We start from the raw sequence: 15,768 nt of genomic DNA on the forward strand, positions 1-15,768 counted from the left end.
TGTAATCGTGCGACGGCGTGCCGCATAGGTGCGCCGTTCCCGTTTTTGCTGCCGTTTTGCCGTGTCTTCGTTTTATCGCCGCCGCGGCAGTTCGCACTGCCCGCCGCCGATGGTGCTCCCACGCCCTCCGAGCCAGCGCGATTTCGACGTGCCAGCTTGCGTCCCACTGCGCCTACCGGCTCGAACGCAATCGATCCTCGCATCGTTTCACTATCGTATGCATCGACCGATCGCCATATAGACAACACCGTCTATTCTCATCCGCAACAAAATCGAAATACTCCATTTGCGGCGCCAGTATTTTCCCATCCATTTTTCTTTCGATTTCTGCGTGTGCAAAATCGCCGAACCGCCGCGGGGGGGGGCGGCGTCTGTCGATCGGCATCGAAAACGAGGGGACCAAGAACGAACCATCCCACTCCATGGAGGAGCCATGTCCGAATCGTCCCTTGTCCATCGTCCCGGTACGGCGCGCACGCGCGTGTCCCGCATCGCCGGCCTGATGCTGTTGGCAGGCCTGGCCGCATCGTCGCTTTGTCGCGCCGAAGCGGCCTCGACGCTGCCGCCACCGCCGTCCGAACTTTACGGCGACTTGTTCGTTGCCGTTCAGATGCAGCAAATCTTTCCCGATCAGAAGACGTTCGTCGATGCCGTGCCCAACGGCGACCCCACTGCGATCGTTCAGCAGTACGAACAATCGAAGGGCCTACCCCATTTCGACTTGAAGCAGTTTGTACTCGCGCACTTCACCCTACCCAGCGAGCCCGTCATTACGCCGCCTAGCGGGCAAACGCTTCGTGAGCATATCGATTGGCTTTGGCCGAAACTCACACGCACAACGACGGCCGCCGACGTGCCGCCCAACAGTTCGCTGATCCCATTACCTAAGCCCTATGTGGTGCCCGGCGGACGTTTCCGCGAGGGCTACTACTGGGACACCTATTTCACGATGCTAGGCCTGCAGGAATCGGGAAACGAGGACCTCGTCGACGACATGCTCGACGATTTCGCCTACGAGATCGATCAGTTCGGTCATATCCCGAACGGCAATCGCACTTACTATCTCAGCCGCTCGCAGCCGCCCTTCTTCGGCCTCATGGTGCAACTGGCCGCCAAGGCCGAGGGCGACGGCGTCTATCGAAAGTATCTGCCCGAACTGAAGAAGGAATACGCCTACTGGATGAAGGGCGCCGACGCCACGCCGCGCGGACAGGCGACGCGCAACGTCGTCGTACTTCAGGACGGTACGGTGTTGAACCGCTACTGGGACGCGCGCGACACACCGCGCGACGAGTCGTACTACGAGGACGTCACGACGGCCAGGCAAGCACCGAACCGCGATCCGAAGGAGGTCTATCGCGATCTGCGCGCCGCCGCCGAATCGGGTTGGGACTTCAGTTCGCGCTGGCTCGGCGACGGCCGAACGCTCGCGACGATCCGCACCACGTCGATCGTCCCCGTCGATCTCAATAGCCTGCTGTTCTCGCTGGAAGCGACGATCGCCAAAGCCTGCGCGCTCTCGCGCGAGTTCCGCTGCACCGCCGATTACGTGCAAAAGGCCGAGCGGCGCGCTTACGCGATCAATCGATACTTGTGGAATCCCAAGGGGTATTACGGCGACTACGATTGGCGCACGGGCCAGCCGAGCGGCAGCGTATCGGCCGCGGCCATGTACCCGCTTGCCGTGCGCGCGGCTTGGCCCAACCGCGCCGTCGAAACGATTCGCACGGTGCGCGCTCAGTTGCTCGAGCCGCGCGGGTTGGCGACGACAACGCTCCAAACCGGGCAGCAATGGGACGCGCCGAATGGCTGGGCGCCTTTGCATTGGCTGTCGATTAAAGGTGCCGAGCACTATGGGGATCGTCGATTCGCCGAAGAAGTCGGCACCCGATTCCTCGCCGACGTGAAGCAAGTCTACGCATCGGACCAAAAGCTCGTCGAGAAATATGTCGTGGAAGGCCCGAATGCGGGCGGCGGCGGCGGTGGCGAATATCCGTTGCAGGACGGCTTCGGCTGGACCAACGGCGTCACGTTGAAGCTGCTCGACCTGTACGCGCCGGGCGAATAACGGCCGGTTTCGTTCGCGCGCGGCGGCGCGGCTTGCATCGGCCCGACGGCCAACGTCGCCGCGCGCAGGCGCCACGCCCCCAATGAGATGCCTATGCTCGGGCACGGCGGTTTCGCGTGCCTGCTCCCAAGCCGGAAGTCCACCCGCGCACCGCGCGCCCACGGCGCGCCGCGGGAATGCACTCCGCGCAAGCCGCCCGTTTCCGTCACTACAAATAAGGCTTGCGTACTATGTTTTTCGTAACTACAATAACCGCCAGTACAACCTTCGATCCGGCCAAGAGCGCAGCCAACTGGGGTAAGCACGGCGTATCGCTCAGGCTTGCCGAATCGATCGACTGGTCGCAGGTCTGGTGTACACCGGACGATCGTCGCGATTACGGCGAATTGCGCGAAATCGGCTACACGCAAATCGAGGGGTATCTGTACTGCGTGGTGTTTACGCAGCGCGGCAGCACATTCCGAGTCATCAGCCTGCGCAAGGCAAATTCGAGAGAGGTCAAACGTTATGTCGAGCAAACCTAAGCTGTATATCCCGACGCCCGAAGAAGACGCGGCAATCGAACGCGGCATCGCTGCCGATCCCGATACCTTCGTGCCCTCGGATGTCCAGTTCGCGCAAATGAAGCGGCGAGGCGGCAGGCCGAAGCTCGAGCACCCGAAGGTCGCACTCACGGTGCGCTACGATGCCGACATCATCGAACGGTTCCGAACGACCGGCGAGGGGTGGCAAACCCGGATGAACAATGCGCTGCGCGAGTGGCTCGACGAACATCGCCTGGCATAGCGCGGTCCGTCACGACACGAACGGCCCATCCATCGTCGATACCGTCAACGCGAACCTTCAGCATCCCTCACGATCGCGCGTCGCGGGCCCGACGAGCACCTGGCCCGGCGCGACCACTCGAGCGCCGCGGTCGCAGCCGACTTGCATCAAGTTAGCCGCACGCCCTGCCGCGGTCTATTGCCGCACACGGCGCCTTGCGCCGCATCGGCCGCGTGCTGCATCGCACCGATTTTTCGCTTTTTCGTCAGCGCGTTAACGCATGTCGATACGGTAAATTGCCGCACCGCGCGCGCATGCCGCACTCGATACGCGGTGCAGCATTTTTTCCCTCGCTGATCTACGCTTGCGACCGGCTGCTCATGCAGTGCGCGTCGACAACGGCCGGCGCGCGTCGCTCGTCACCGGTACTGGTATTTGCTATGGAATCGTCTCCGTTCAGCGCCTTCGATCTTGCGCGCATTCAATTCGCCTTCACCGTTTCGTTTCACATCGTCTTTCCCGCACTCAGTATCGGGTTGTCGAGCTTCATCGCCGTGCTCGAATGGCGATGGCTCAAAACCGGCAAAGCCTACTACAAGGACTTGTGCCTGTTCTGGTCGAAGATCTTCGCTGTCGCATTCGGCATGGGCGTCGTGTCGGGCGTCGTCATGGCCTACGAATTCGGGACGAATTGGGCCGGCTTCTCGAAATTCGCGGGGCCGATCACGGGTGCGCTGCTGACCTATGAAGTGATGACGGCCTTCTTTCTCGAAGCCGGCTTTCTCGGCATCATGCTGTTCGGTTGGAAACGCGTTGGGCCGCGCGCGCACTTCGCCGCCACGCTCACGGTGGCGATCGGCACGTTGATGTCGGCCTTTTGGATTCTGGCCTCGAACAGTTGGATGCAAACGCCGCAAGGCTATGCGATCGAAGACGGCCGCGCCGTGCCGCTCGATTGGTTCCAAATCGTCTTCAATCCGTCGTTCCCCTACCGTCTCGTTCACATGACGCTCGCCGCGTTCCTCGTGGCCGCGCTCGTTGTCGCTGCCGCCGGTGCTTGGCACTTGCTGAAGGGCCGGCGCGATCCGGCCGTCAAGAAGATGTTTTCGATGGCGATGTGGATGTTGCTCGCCCTGGCTCCGCTCCAGGCATTCGTCGGCGATCAGCATGGCCTGAACACGCTGCGCTACCAGCCCGCCAAAATCGCCGCGATCGAAGGGCTTTGGGATACCGAAACGAACGGCACCGCACTGAATCTGTTCGGCCTGCCCGACATGCAAGCCGAAACGACGCGCTATGCGCTGTCCGTGCCGCATTTGGGCAGCCTGCTGCTCACGCATACGTGGGACGGCGAGATTCGCGGGCTGAAGTCGTTCCCGCGCGACGAGCGCCCGAATTCGACCGTCGTCTTCTGGAGCTTTCGCATCATGGTCGGCCTCGGCATCCTCATGATCGTGCTGGCCGTCACGGCCTGGGTCCTGGAACGCCGGGGCCGGCTCTACGATACGCGCTGGTTCCATCGTTTCGCACTCCTAATGGGTCCGAGCGGCTTCGTCACACTGCTGGCCGGGTGGGTGACCACCGAAGTAGGCCGCCAACCATGGGTCGTCTACGGCGTTATGCGCACGTCGCAGGCGATATCGCCGCTCAGCACGCAACAGGTGGGCATTTCGCTCATGACGTTCGTCGTCGTGTATTTCCTCGTGTTCGGCACCGGCATCTACTACATGCTCAAGCTGATGCATGCCGGCCCCCAGCGCGCGCCGACAGACGACGACGCACGTGCGTCGCACCCCGGCGGCGGGCGCGAACTCGCCGCGACGACGGCGTAGCCGGCGCGACACACGCCCACCGATACCTACCTTTCGTCATTCGAGGATTACCATGGATGTCACCTTAGTCTGGGCCGCGATCATTGCGCTCGGCCTGCTCTTTTACGTCGTGCTCGACGGCTTCGATCTCGGCATCGGAATCGTCTTCCCCCTCTTTCCCGACGAGCGCGAACGGGATCTGATGATGAACACCGTCGCGCCGGTCTGGGACGGCAACGAGACCTGGCTCGTGCTCGGCGGCGCCGCGCTGTTCGGTGCGTTCCCGCTCGTGTATGCGACGGTACTGTCGGCGCTCTATCTGCCGCTCGTCGCGATGCTCGCTTGCTTGATCTTGCGGGGCGTATCGTTCGAGATTCGCGGCAAGGCCTCGCGCACGAAGCACTTGTGGGACCTCGCGTTCATCGGAGGCTCCACGGGCGCGGCGTTCTTCCAAGGCATTTCGCTCGGCGCGTTCGTCCAAGGTATCCCGCTTGCGAACGGCGAGTTCGCCGGCGACGCATTCGGCTGGCTCACACCCTTTACGCTGCTGACGGGGCTCGGTGTCGTCGCCACGTATGCCCTGCTCGGATGCTGCTGGCTCGTCGCGAAAACCGAGGACGACCTGCAACGGCGCTTGCATCGGCTCGTGTGGCCGCTCACGCTCGTGTTGATCGCCTTCATCGTCGCGGTCAGCATCTGGACGCCGTTGCAAGAACCCGGCGTCGCGGCACGCTGGTTCAGCGCCGAGTGGTTTCACCGCATGCTGCCGGCCCCGTTCCTCGTCGCGATCTGCGCCTACCTCATGCGCCGGGCCGCGAACGATCGCCACCATACCCGGCCGTTCGTGCTGGCGACGAGCTTCGTCGTGCTCGGTTACGCGGGCCTGCTCGCCACGCTATGGCCGTACGCGATCCCCTCGTCGGTCACGCTTTGGCAAGCGGCGGCGCCCGAGCGCAGCCTCACGTTCACGCTGACAGGTGCCGTGGTGATCTTGCCGATCATCGTGGCGTACACCATGCTCGGCTATTGGGTCTTTCGCGGAAAGGTGCGCCATGGCGAGCATCACTACCACTAAGCGGCGCGCGGCGCTACCGAGCTGGGTGTGGTTCGTCTTGCTGTGGTGCATGGGCGTGGGCAGCGCCGTGCTGATCGGCGAAGCGTTCAAGCTATTCATGAACGCGACGCTGTTCGCCGTCTCGAAGTAGCGGGCCGTCCGCATTCGGCCCGGGCGCATCGGCTCGGCTCACGCCCGGGACCGACGACAGGGTCCTCGACCTGCTCGATCGGTAGGAATGGCAATTTTTACTCGCCGACAACACCATCCTTTCAAATCGCCTTCATTTCGATGTAAAACGCCCTTCCGCACCCGTTTTCTACGGGCAAACCCCTGATTGATATCGGTCAAGTTTTCTTGTTACAAGAACGTGAAAAAATTGCCGAAAACCCTAACAGTGCTTTTTTCCTACATTTTATTAGGAAGGGATTGCTTTCGGTAAAAGCCGTTCTTAGAATGGGCCCCGTGGTGTTACAAGTTGTAACGAGCTGTATCAAAGGGCGCACCGGGGAAACGCAAACGATAACGTCCCCGCGAGCGACAAAATTACACGGTAGAAAATACCGGACCGGGTCAACGGGGCTTCGGAAACGTGAGAAATGGACCGCAGCAGCGAGACGCTGGAATCAATCCGCGAAATTAATTTGTCGTACATCATGCTCGCGCAACGCATGCTGCGCGAGGACAAGGCCATCGGGATGTTCCGCCTGGGCTTGTCGTCGGAGTTGGCCGATCTGCTGGCCGGGCTAACGCTCGCGCAAAGCGTGAAGCTGGCTTCCTCCGACCAGCTCTTGTGCTTTTTTCGCTTCAACGACCATGCGATGCTCTCGGCTTTGACGCAAACCGCGAAGAACGCCGAAGTGGCCGCCACGCACACTGCGATCTTGCTCGCCAGCCAGCCGGCCGAGCAGTTCGCGTGAATTGACGGGAACGCGCCATGGTCCAGAAGAAGAGCCTGACGGAAGATGCCCAAGAGGTGTTCCGCGCCATCGCGCTGATCGAACTCGGGGCGCGCATGCAGGTGCTCGAGAGCGAGCTGACGCTCTCGCGCGATCGCATGATCCGTTTGTACCGCGAGATCAAGGGCGTGTCGCCGCCGAAGGGCATGCTGCCGTTCTCGGCCGATTGGTATATGACGTGGCTCGCGAACATCCATGCCTCGCTGTTCTACAACACCTACGTCTTCCTCAAGCATGAAGCCGGGTGTTCGCATCTCGACGCGCTCACGAAGGGCTACCGTCTTTATCTCGAGCACTGCAAGCATAGCGACGCCGAGCCCGTACTCGATCTGACGCGCGCCTGGACCCTCGTGCGCTTTTTCGATGCGGACATTTTGCAGCTGACGCCGTGCTGCCGCTGCGGCGGCAAGTTCGTGGCCCATCGGCACGATCTCCAGAACAACGTCGTCTGCGGCGCGTGCCAGCCGCCATCGCGCGCGGGCAAGACCAAACGCGCCAGCGCCGCCAAGCACGACGCCGAAGCGGCACAAGCCGCGCAAGCCGCCCACGCGGCTTGATACCCCACTCCCCTAGCTTCGCGCCTTTCGCCGTGTGACGGATGCCGTCTCGCCCGGCGATTGGACGCTCGTCGATACGAGGGGCCGCGCCCATACGATCGACGGCCCGTGCCGGCTCGTCTCGAACAATATGCAGATGCTCGTGGCGGCGGCGCCGGCAGGCAGCGGGATCGCCTATGGCCCGTCGTTCGCGTTCGGCGATACGCTCTCGCGCGGCGAACTCGCAACAGTGCTGCCCCGCTACCGTACGGCCGAATTCGACCTGCAAGCAGGTGTATCCCAGCACGCGGCACATTCCCGCGCGCGTGCGCCGCTTCGTCGAATGCCTGGCCGAGACGTTCGGCGACGATCCGCACCGGAATCGCCACGCGCGGACAGGAAATGAAGCCGGTTAAAAGCGCGTCAATCGACGATATCGTCAGCATGTGAGATTCGCTCGGCACGCCCTGACTGCACGTGCGATTCGTACGTCCATCACGTGACGTTTTCGGTAAAACTACGGCTACCGATCGCCAGCCAAGTTATATCTTCGCGAGGAGTGCGGAATGCCGAAAATCATCGATGCGCTGGTCGCCATCGATCCCGTCGCCGTGATGAGGGACCACGGCAACCCCGATGGATACGTCCCGCTCAAGAACGATGGGCTCGGCTACGTATTCGCGGTCACTTCCTTCGCGGATATCGCACAAAGCACGGATGCAAGCGAGGTCTGCGCGCAGCAAGCGCATGACCATCAGGAGGAAGAAGGCGGCGACGACGTCAAGCTTGTCATCACGGTGGGCGACGTCGCCCGTTTTCGCTCGACACCCTTGGGATGGCGGAGCGACTATCAATGCTTCATCGACCAAATCGTCGCCGACTCGTCGCCCCATTGCATGACACAGCCGAACGATGTCTGTCGTTCGGTCAGCTCAACCGACATGAATCCCGCAGTGCCGCCTTTTACTCAGTATCTACGCATCTCGGAAGCCGACTACTACCATGAAGCGACGATGCTACGTACAGGCACAGTGAACCTCACTTTAAATTTCTCCATTTACGATCACACAGCCCACAGATTGGGCGGATATAGTTTTCAATCGAAAATCAAGATCAATCCTTGATCGCCCGAAAATTATCGCCGCCTATCATACCGACCTGAACCTCCAAAAAATCGAGGCGCTCGCCTTGTCGGCCGATCGTTCTCGAAGGATCAACCATGTCGAAAACTATACCGATACTCGTAGTGGTCGATGCAGAAAGCATCCTCCGAGACCACAAACCCAATGGGTACACCCCCGTCGACCTTAAGAATTCCGGAAGAGGTTACGTGTTCTTGATGAGTTATTGGGCAAGCGTCGATCAATATAAGGACATCGATCTCGACCCATACATGGAGGACCCGATAGGGGTACAAGATCAACAAGAAGGTGGCTATTCATTAAATCTCAAACCCGACGTGGGCGACATCATCCGATGGCGAGCAGTTTGCCTATCGTCGCCGTTTCAGCACCGATGCTATCTCCAGTCGTTAACACTGATACAAGGTTGGACCGATTGGAAGTTCGTCACGCCCCCTAAACCGCGAATCGAAAGGGTGACCTACGCCTGCGTCGGGGCGGGCGCGGGCTCGACCGCACCGCGCCGCGTGGCGCCGGTAGTCGCCGACGATTACTGGTGGGAGTCTGTGGTTGTGGGCACGACTCGGCAACCTTACAACGTGCAGTACGCCATCGTCGATAGCGATGGATCGCATCGAGGCATCTTTTCGCACGACCCGTATATCACGTGACCGGACTGTTAATCGTTATCGCAACGCCAACATTTCAGCGGAGCCATCATGCCAACCGTCGTCGACTGCACCGTCGTATTCGATCCCGTAAAAATTCTTCAGGATCACAGCACGCAACCCGCTCAACCGACACAATCGACGCCGGCGAGTACCGGCTCGGGTAACGCCGGCTCGGGCAACGCCGGCACCGATAAAGGCACCGCCAACGACACATGGATAGCGCTCAAATACAGCGGCCGATCCTACCTATTTTTACTCGCTCCGGCAGACAACATCGCGAAAACCACCAACCAAGACGCAATAGAAGCCAGCAACGATCTGCGCGTCATCGTCAAGGTCGGCGATATTCTCCGTCTACGGACGACCAGCTTGGCCTTGCAGCGCGACAACCAGTGCTTCATCGAGCAAATCGATATCGCCAGCGGTGACCTTTGCATCACACCGCCGACACAAGAACGCCGTACATCGACTTCCACGGCTATCGACCCAACCGTTGCCACGCTCGATCAAGTCAAACCGGTGCCGCTCATCGACAACTGTTGGGAATTTACGGCGATCCAAACGGGATTAGCGTCCGCCAACATGAAATTTCGAATCTACGACGACAAGGCCGCGCTTCGTGGAAGCTTCGTGTGTTCGCTCTGGTACATGGTGCAACCCTAGGCTTTGGCGGCAAGCGGCGGCAACGCGTCGAGCGCGGTGCCGACATGACATCCTTTGGAGAGGCCACCATGAATATCGACGTAACCTACATAGCCGACATAGAAAGGCTTATCAAAGATTCATTCTATAGCCCGAATGCCTACTACGATGCCTCGACCTCGGGCCAAGACATCGTATTCGGGTTGACCCGTTGGGACAATCTGAATGCCGGGCCCTATTGGCCCGGAACCGCCAATTCCAATCTGAACCTCCAAGGTGGCGTCAACTTGAACATCCGGGCCGAAGCTAACGACAAGATCAGGCTGCGTACTCAGTCCCTGAGCGCCGGGTTCAAGTATCAATGTTTCATTCAGTCGATCACGTGCTACTACGCCAATGTGACCGTCACCGGCCACAAGTGCGACGCCGTTGCGGCAGCCCTGCAAGCGACCACCGGCGCGCCTGCACCGGCGCAGTCCTTCGACGATTACTGGGAACTGACCGTTGGCGACAAAACGGGCACGGATCAATGTACGATCCATTTCTCTATATTCGATAGCAACGCCACTCGAATCGGCGGATTTTCCACCTACCTTTACGCGAGTTGGCCCGGCGCGTCCGCCTATTCCATTTCTTGAGATTGATTCCGCCGAATAGATCATATCGAAGCAACAATCCCTGGCGTGTGTCTCATTCGAAGGAGTCGCGCATGAAGGTGATCAACGTCACGATGTTCGCCGACATCGGCGGCATTCTTAGCGACAAAAGTTATTCCATCAGTGGATCTCAGGTCACTATCCTCGAAAATTTTCAAAAGTACATTTTCTTCCTCACGGATTGGAGCGACGTGAATTTTGGAGCGTCCTACGGGGTACGCGGCCAGGGGGAAACCGCCGACGAGGGAGGCTACTACCTGGACGTTAAGGCCGATGCGGGCGATTACCTTCGCTTTCGCGTCGCCGGGCTAACGCTCGGCTTCGAGCATCGGTGTTTCATCCACCCCTTCACGTTTAACGCCCCGACCGTCGTCTCGGATGCCAAGCCGGTGGCGAACAGCAGTTCCATCGCCGTCCAGCTCGCGGACGGCAAGATCGTCGCAAAGACAGTCGACGATTTTTGCATGGAGGCACAGGTCAAAGCCGCCGGACACGTGACCTACAAGATTACCTTTTCGGTATTCGACAGCACGGGCACCCGCGTCGGCATACTCTCGCTCGACCCGGCCATCGACATTCCCGGGAAGAACCGATATGCAGTGGGCTAGGCGTTTCATCACGACTTCCAATCGTATTCTTCACCTTGGTGCAGGTGCATCGTCTGCACGTTGTTTCGACCTCCCGTGGAGCGAATCATGTCGGACATCAACATTCTGGTCGTCGTCGACACGCATCATTTGGAAACGGCATATCTCAATCCGAGCAAGGACCCGGCAAATCCCACGACGATCGCACACGACGATCTCTATATGATCTGCGCGGCAACCCATCTCGTCGATAAGCAAGCGACGGCGGATCTCATCGTCAAGGCAACGGAGGGCGACACGGTGAGTTTTCGTGGGATGTCGATCTCGGCCAACTCGGACGACGCTGTCATAGCGTATCGCATCCAACATTGGGACCCGCCCGGTAAAACAAGCGACTACGTCTTCGACAATTTTCAGACGAGCGCAGTGACGGTTCCTGGCGCTGTCAGGCACGTGCCCAGCGCGGGCGCGCTAGCCGTCACTCATTCGCCAAGCACGTTCGTGAGCCTGGCCTCAAAAGTAAGTCACGTCGGCACGGAATACTTCTACTTGCACATTGCCGTCTTCCGGCTCGATAGTCATCGAGAGAAGCAGACACTCTATGGCTGTTACTCCTGGGATCCGGGAATCGTGGTTCAGTGAACGGCCGTCTTCGCTATGGTTTCAGGCCAATTTACAAATAGTGAATACTCCATTCCCTGACTAGTTCTTTCGTCGATTGCCGTAACGAAACACCCACCTCTTAAAACAATTTTCCGCTATCTTTGATCGGCAATCCCGAAAACATCGTCTCATTGCCGTTCGCGTTCCGGACATAGCCAAACCGAATTCAATAAACAAAGAATCCCACATGGCGATTCCGACGGATTGCGTCACGCACGTCAACAGTACATCTTCGAGGAAACAAAAATGCCAGCGCCCGACGGTACCTTGCTTTGTCTTTTCAGCAACGACAAATGTCTCATCATCGACGATTTTGCGCCAAAACTACAGAACGTCTATGCAATCAAAGAACTATGGCCGACGCTTTCCACCTACAACATGGACAGTCAGTTGGATGCGGCCTACTATTGCCCGGAGCACACCTCCGTCGCATTTTTCAAGCATGACGAATGCGCGTTTTTTAATTACAGCTCGAAGAAGTGGATACAGGGCAAGATAAAAGACTACTTCAACGCCTCCGCGTCCAATCTCCCGGCGGGCGACAGCGACGCCTTCTACAGCGACCTCACCGCCGCCAGCACCGGCGTTGCGCACGAATACTACGCGCTGTACAAGGGAACGAAATTCGTCAACGGAAAAATCGCCGGGCAAGACCCCTTCACGGGCAAAGTCCAGCTCAACAACGAATACGGCGACATCGTCAAGGACGGATGGCAGCTTACGAACACCCAGACGTTGGTCGCCTCCACCCTGGTGGCCGAACTCAAGGCCTACGGTCCTGCCGGGGACGATAAATTGGAGCGGGCCCTCATCGTCCACGACACGAGCGACGGCCAGTACAAATTCACGTTCGACCAGCGAAACGTGCCCGGTTTTACCGGGGTAACGGGCGCCATGCATCTGAAAACCTTGTATTCGGAATACGACGACAACGCCTATCCGATCCAAGCTGCAACGCGCGCCGATCCGGTGTCTTACGAGAATCCGAAGCCGACTCCGCTCCCCGCGCCCACGCCGATCCCGCATCCGATTCCGCTCCCGCCGGGCCCCGTGCTGCCCAATCCGCTGTGCGCCGAACTCGGAAACATCATGAAAACGATCTGCAGTTTGACCGTCCTGATGCACAAAGCGATCGACGCATGCTATCCGCAGTCGTCTTGGCCGACGCAGCCGTATCCCGACGGATGCTCGAGTTCGGGCACAAAGCGTCCCTGCGGATGCCACGGACAGTCGGGCGGAAACCCGGTAATCGTGGGGCCCGGGCCTGTGCGCCCGCAAGGCAAATAGACGCCTGTCCTTGCATCTGCGTCGACATCACGATTCGAGGCTGGCGGGAGCCCTCTGAGCCAGTGGCTTGCTCAGCCTCGCGTACCGATCTAGGAAAACAAAATGGCAAACTCGGACGGCACACTACTCTGTATATTCAGCGGAAGCGACTGCATCATCGTCGACGACTTCGCACAAAAGGTGCAGCAAACCCTCCCGATCGGTACGATCTGGCCGGAACTCGCGGCCTGGGGCATGGACCGCGACCTCGATGCCGTTTGTCGCGACGATACGATCGGGCAATTCATCTTCTTCAAAGGCGGCCAGTGCGCGGTCAACAACTTCAAACAAAAGAAGTGGTCGCACGGCATGCAAGGCAACTACTTCATTCTGCCGTTGCCCCAGGACAACCAGTCACCGCGATTCTCGGGCACCATCTGCGCGGCAATCGAAGACGCGGGCACGATCTCCCTCCATGCGCACGACCCGATCGAGGCGCACGTATCGCTCAAGGGACAAACGACCGATCTCTTGACGGGTGCGGTGCACTTGAGCGCAGCGGTGGGGATCGATAAGGCCGGCTGGCCGCAAGTCATCCCTCACCCGCTGGAACACATGCCAGCGCATAAGGAGTTCGCCTGCACGCACGTTTTCTGGCCGACGAGCCTCTCTCACGGGACGAACGCACTCGCGCCCGGGATGCTCGTACAAGATCCGCAAACCGGCCGGTACCAGTGCACGTTTATGAACAGCAGCGCGTTCACCGTGCTGACGAGCATGTGGCAGGGCTGGACAGATCCGGACAGGATAGACGCCGCGACCCGTCTCGACTTGTCGATGATCCCCCTTCCGAACCCGAACCCGACCCCCATCCCCGGCCCCGGCCCGGCTCCGAGTCCCAATCCCCTGTGCGACGAGTTCGGCAACATCATGAGGTCGATTTGCAGCTTGACGGTGCTCATGCAGAAGGCGATCGACGCCTGCTATCCGCAATCCTCGTGGCCCACCCAACCTTACCCGGACGGTTGCTCGAGCTGCGGGTCCGACAAGGCCCCCCCCTGCGGATGCCAAGACCCTGCGAATAAGCCGGACAAACCCACTAACACCTAATCCCGAGCTTTAACTCGCCTGACAACGGCCCCGGACGACCTGTCCGGGGCCGGCTGCGCCTGCCTCTCGGCAGCCGATGCAAAGACCGGTCTTGCCGTCGAACGCACAGACATCAATGCATGGCGATTTGACTGCCATCCCTCAGGCCACAACGCGGGTCGGGTTCACTTCGACCGTCACATGCGACAGCCCCTTGAAGCGCTTGAGTGCCGCGCGGTAGAACCCCGGGGTGCGCTGATCGTGACCGGTAGCCACCGATACGATCGCACTCATATGTCCCGGACCGACGCGCCATACATGTAGGTCAAGCACGGTGTCACCGTTGTCTTCAATGACGTGACGAACGTTCTCAGCCATACGCTTGTCCGGATTCATGTCGAGCAGAATGCGGCCCGTATCGCGCATCAGACCCCACGACCAGTTCGCAATCACCAGCGCGCCGATCACACCTGCGAGCGGGTCCATCCAGACCCAGCCGAACGCACGCGCCAACAGCAGGCCGATGATCGCCAGCACGGAAATCGCAGCGTCGGCAATCACGTGAATGTAGGCCGAGCGAATGTTGTGGTCGCGGTGCATGGACGCCTGTGCATCGTCGCGATCGTGCTCGTGTTCTTCGAACTCGATCTGATGTTCGCCACCGGGCAGGCGGACGATGGCCCTGAATGCGTGCGGCTCGGGAATGTCGTCCTTCGACTCCAGATAGCCACCGCGATCGGCAAACGCGAAGGTTTGGCGCATGCCGTCGGGGCGGATCGTCGTCACTGACACAGCACTGGCGCTCAGTGTCGCGGAAGCCGTTTCGGGCGTAATACGGAAGACGGGTGGGACACCGTCTTCGAAAACCGACAAGACAAACTTGCCACTGCGGTCAGAGATGCGATGCACTTCGCTTTCGTGACCCTGTTCGTCTTCGTGTCCGTGTCCGTGGCCGTGTCCGTGGCTATGCCCATGACTGTGGCCGTGGTGGTTGCCGCTCAGCAGCCAGACGCTCGCGAGATTGACCAGCAGCCCAAGCACAGCGATAGGGATCGCCTGATTGAAGTGGATGGGCACGGGCGAGAGAAAGCGCGATATGGCCTCGTAAGCAATCAGCAACGCGATCATGGCCAGGACGATGGCGCTGGTAAAGCCCGCGAGGTCGCCCAGCTTGCCGGTGCCGAACACGAAGCGATTGTCGGTCGCGTGCTTGCGCGCGTACGTGTAAGCCAAAGCGGCGATGAGCATCGCGCCGGCGTGCGTCGACATGTGCAGGCCGTCGGCGACGAGCGCGAGAGAGCCAAAAAGACTGCCGCCGACGATCTCAGCCACCATCATCGCGCTGCACAGCGCGATCACCATCCAGGTCCTGCGCTCGTTGTCTTCATGGGCTGCGCCCAGAAAGATGTGATCATGTCCCGCGCCGAAAGCGGAATCTTCAAAGTTGGTCATGTTTCCCTCTCACTTGAAGTAGCTGTGGACTACCTCGATCAGTTGCTCGGTGCCGCTGCCGTGCTCGTCGCCCGGTTCGGCGTCGACGAGATGCGTTCGAATGTGGTCTTCGAGAACCACCGCAAGCAATCCGTTCATCGCGCCACGGCTGCTCGTGATGAGCTGCAGCACATCCATGCAACCGCGCTCTTCTTCAAGTGCGCGCTCAATGGCTTCGACCTGTCCCTTGATACGACGAACCCGGTTGAGCAGCTTCTGTTTCTCGCGAATCGTATGGCTCACGGCTAGCTCCAAAATACGGTAGGGGGCTATATTACTGCAGATAGGGGACGGGGGTATGCGCTTGTCGAACCGCCATCGCCCATCCCGCTCCTCTACTTCACCCAGTACCTTGCATAAAACAATACTGGCTGCTACAGTTCGCACCA

General features: G+C 59.8%; 20 protein-coding genes. 17 read left to right on the plus strand and 3 right to left on the minus strand.

What is annotated here, in order from left to right; genetic code table 11:
- Positions 1–433: 433 nt before the first annotated feature.
- The 17 genes from treA (at position 434) to ACTHN9_RS02830 (ending at position 13,909) form a co-directional block, all read left to right on the plus strand.
- Positions 434–2,068: an alpha,alpha-trehalase TreA gene (gene treA, locus ACTHN9_RS02750; RefSeq protein ID WP_440535211.1), complete on the plus strand. Its 1,635-nt coding sequence runs from the start codon at positions 434–436 to the stop codon at positions 2,066–2,068.
- A gap of 230 nt (positions 2,069–2,298) precedes the next feature.
- Positions 2,299–2,592 carry a BrnT family toxin gene (locus ACTHN9_RS02755; RefSeq protein ID WP_440535212.1) on the plus strand — a complete coding sequence of 98 codons (294 nt, stop codon included), beginning with the start codon at positions 2,299–2,301 and terminating at the stop codon, positions 2,590–2,592.
- Complete coding sequence (locus ACTHN9_RS02760; protein ID WP_440535213.1) at positions 2,576–2,854, plus strand: BrnA antitoxin family protein; 279 nt, start codon at positions 2,576–2,578, stop codon at positions 2,852–2,854. Before ACTHN9_RS02755 ends, ACTHN9_RS02760 begins: the two co-directional genes overlap by 17 nt.
- Before the next feature lie 419 nt (positions 2,855–3,273).
- Positions 3,274–4,665: a cytochrome ubiquinol oxidase subunit I gene (locus ACTHN9_RS02765; RefSeq protein ID WP_440535214.1), complete on the plus strand. Its 1,392-nt coding sequence runs from the start codon at positions 3,274–3,276 to the stop codon at positions 4,663–4,665.
- Positions 4,666–4,717: 52 nt separating this feature from the next.
- Positions 4,718–5,719 carry a cytochrome d ubiquinol oxidase subunit II gene (gene cydB, locus ACTHN9_RS02770; protein ID WP_440535215.1) on the plus strand — a complete coding sequence of 334 codons (1,002 nt, stop codon included), beginning with the start codon at positions 4,718–4,720 and terminating at the stop codon, positions 5,717–5,719.
- Complete coding sequence (locus tag ACTHN9_RS02775; protein WP_440535216.1) at positions 5,697–5,849, plus strand: hypothetical protein; 153 nt, start codon at positions 5,697–5,699, stop codon at positions 5,847–5,849. The genes cydB and ACTHN9_RS02775 overlap by 23 nt, the downstream gene beginning before the upstream one ends.
- Positions 5,850–6,297: 448 nt before the next feature.
- Positions 6,298–6,618, plus strand: a complete 321-nt coding sequence (gene flhD, locus ACTHN9_RS02780) for a flagellar transcriptional regulator FlhD (protein WP_440535217.1) — start codon at positions 6,298–6,300, stop codon at positions 6,616–6,618.
- Between the two features lie 17 nt (positions 6,619–6,635).
- A complete protein-coding gene (gene flhC / locus ACTHN9_RS02785; RefSeq protein WP_440535218.1) occupies positions 6,636–7,214 on the plus strand; it encodes a flagellar transcriptional regulator FlhC in 579 nt (192 codons plus the stop codon).
- A 34-nt stretch (positions 7,215–7,248) separates the two neighbouring features.
- Entirely contained in the window at positions 7,249–7,599 is a 351-nt protein-coding gene (locus ACTHN9_RS02790; protein ID WP_440535219.1) for a hypothetical protein, read from the plus strand.
- Positions 7,600–7,759: 160 nt separating this feature from the next.
- Positions 7,760–8,317 (plus strand): AidA/PixA family protein, encoded by a 558-nt coding sequence (locus ACTHN9_RS02795; RefSeq protein ID WP_440535220.1) that lies wholly within the window; start codon positions 7,760–7,762, stop codon positions 8,315–8,317.
- 95 nt (positions 8,318–8,412) lie between these two features.
- Positions 8,413–8,985, plus strand: coding sequence for an AidA/PixA family protein (locus tag ACTHN9_RS02800; RefSeq protein ID WP_440535221.1), 573 nt, complete (start codon positions 8,413–8,415; stop codon positions 8,983–8,985).
- Between the two features lie 48 nt (positions 8,986–9,033).
- Positions 9,034–9,648, plus strand: coding sequence for an AidA/PixA family protein (locus tag ACTHN9_RS02805; RefSeq protein WP_440535222.1), 615 nt, complete (start codon positions 9,034–9,036; stop codon positions 9,646–9,648).
- A complete protein-coding gene (locus ACTHN9_RS02810) occupies positions 9,618–10,265 on the plus strand; it encodes an AidA/PixA family protein (RefSeq protein WP_440535223.1) in 648 nt (215 codons plus the stop codon). Before ACTHN9_RS02805 ends, ACTHN9_RS02810 begins: the two co-directional genes overlap by 31 nt.
- Positions 10,266–10,336: 71 nt before the next feature.
- A complete protein-coding gene (locus ACTHN9_RS02815; RefSeq protein ID WP_440535224.1) occupies positions 10,337–10,891 on the plus strand; it encodes an AidA/PixA family protein in 555 nt (184 codons plus the stop codon).
- Between the two features lie 87 nt (positions 10,892–10,978).
- Entirely contained in the window at positions 10,979–11,512 is a 534-nt protein-coding gene (locus ACTHN9_RS02820) for an inclusion body family protein (protein ID WP_440535225.1), read from the plus strand.
- Between the two features lie 267 nt (positions 11,513–11,779).
- Positions 11,780–12,820 carry a hypothetical protein gene (locus tag ACTHN9_RS02825; protein ID WP_440535226.1) on the plus strand — a complete coding sequence of 347 codons (1,041 nt, stop codon included), beginning with the start codon at positions 11,780–11,782 and terminating at the stop codon, positions 12,818–12,820.
- Between the two features lie 102 nt (positions 12,821–12,922).
- Positions 12,923–13,909 (plus strand): hypothetical protein, encoded by a 987-nt coding sequence (locus ACTHN9_RS02830; RefSeq protein WP_440535227.1) that lies wholly within the window; start codon positions 12,923–12,925, stop codon positions 13,907–13,909.
- 9 nt (positions 13,910–13,918) lie between these two features.
- Here the strand turns inward: ACTHN9_RS02830 and ACTHN9_RS02835 are convergent, their stop codons facing one another.
- From ACTHN9_RS02835 to ACTHN9_RS02845, 3 genes are read right to left on the minus strand one after another with little or no spacing between them, the layout of a single operon-like run.
- Positions 13,919–14,047, minus strand: a complete 129-nt coding sequence (locus ACTHN9_RS02835; protein ID WP_440535228.1) for a DUF1289 domain-containing protein — start codon at positions 14,045–14,047, stop codon at positions 13,919–13,921.
- Between the two features lie 3 nt (positions 14,048–14,050).
- On the minus strand, positions 14,051–15,340 hold the full coding sequence (gene dmeF / locus ACTHN9_RS02840; RefSeq protein ID WP_440535229.1) for a CDF family Co(II)/Ni(II) efflux transporter DmeF: 1,290 nt from the start codon (positions 15,338–15,340) through the stop codon (positions 14,051–14,053).
- A 9-nt stretch (positions 15,341–15,349) separates the two neighbouring features.
- Positions 15,350–15,622 (minus strand): metal/formaldehyde-sensitive transcriptional repressor, encoded by a 273-nt coding sequence (locus ACTHN9_RS02845; RefSeq protein ID WP_440535230.1) that lies wholly within the window; start codon positions 15,620–15,622, stop codon positions 15,350–15,352.
- Positions 15,623–15,768: the final 146 nt, after the last annotated feature.

The sequence above is a fragment of the Trinickia sp. genome, from assembly GCF_051953405.1.
Lineage (GTDB): Bacteria > Pseudomonadota > Gammaproteobacteria > Burkholderiales > Burkholderiaceae > Trinickia.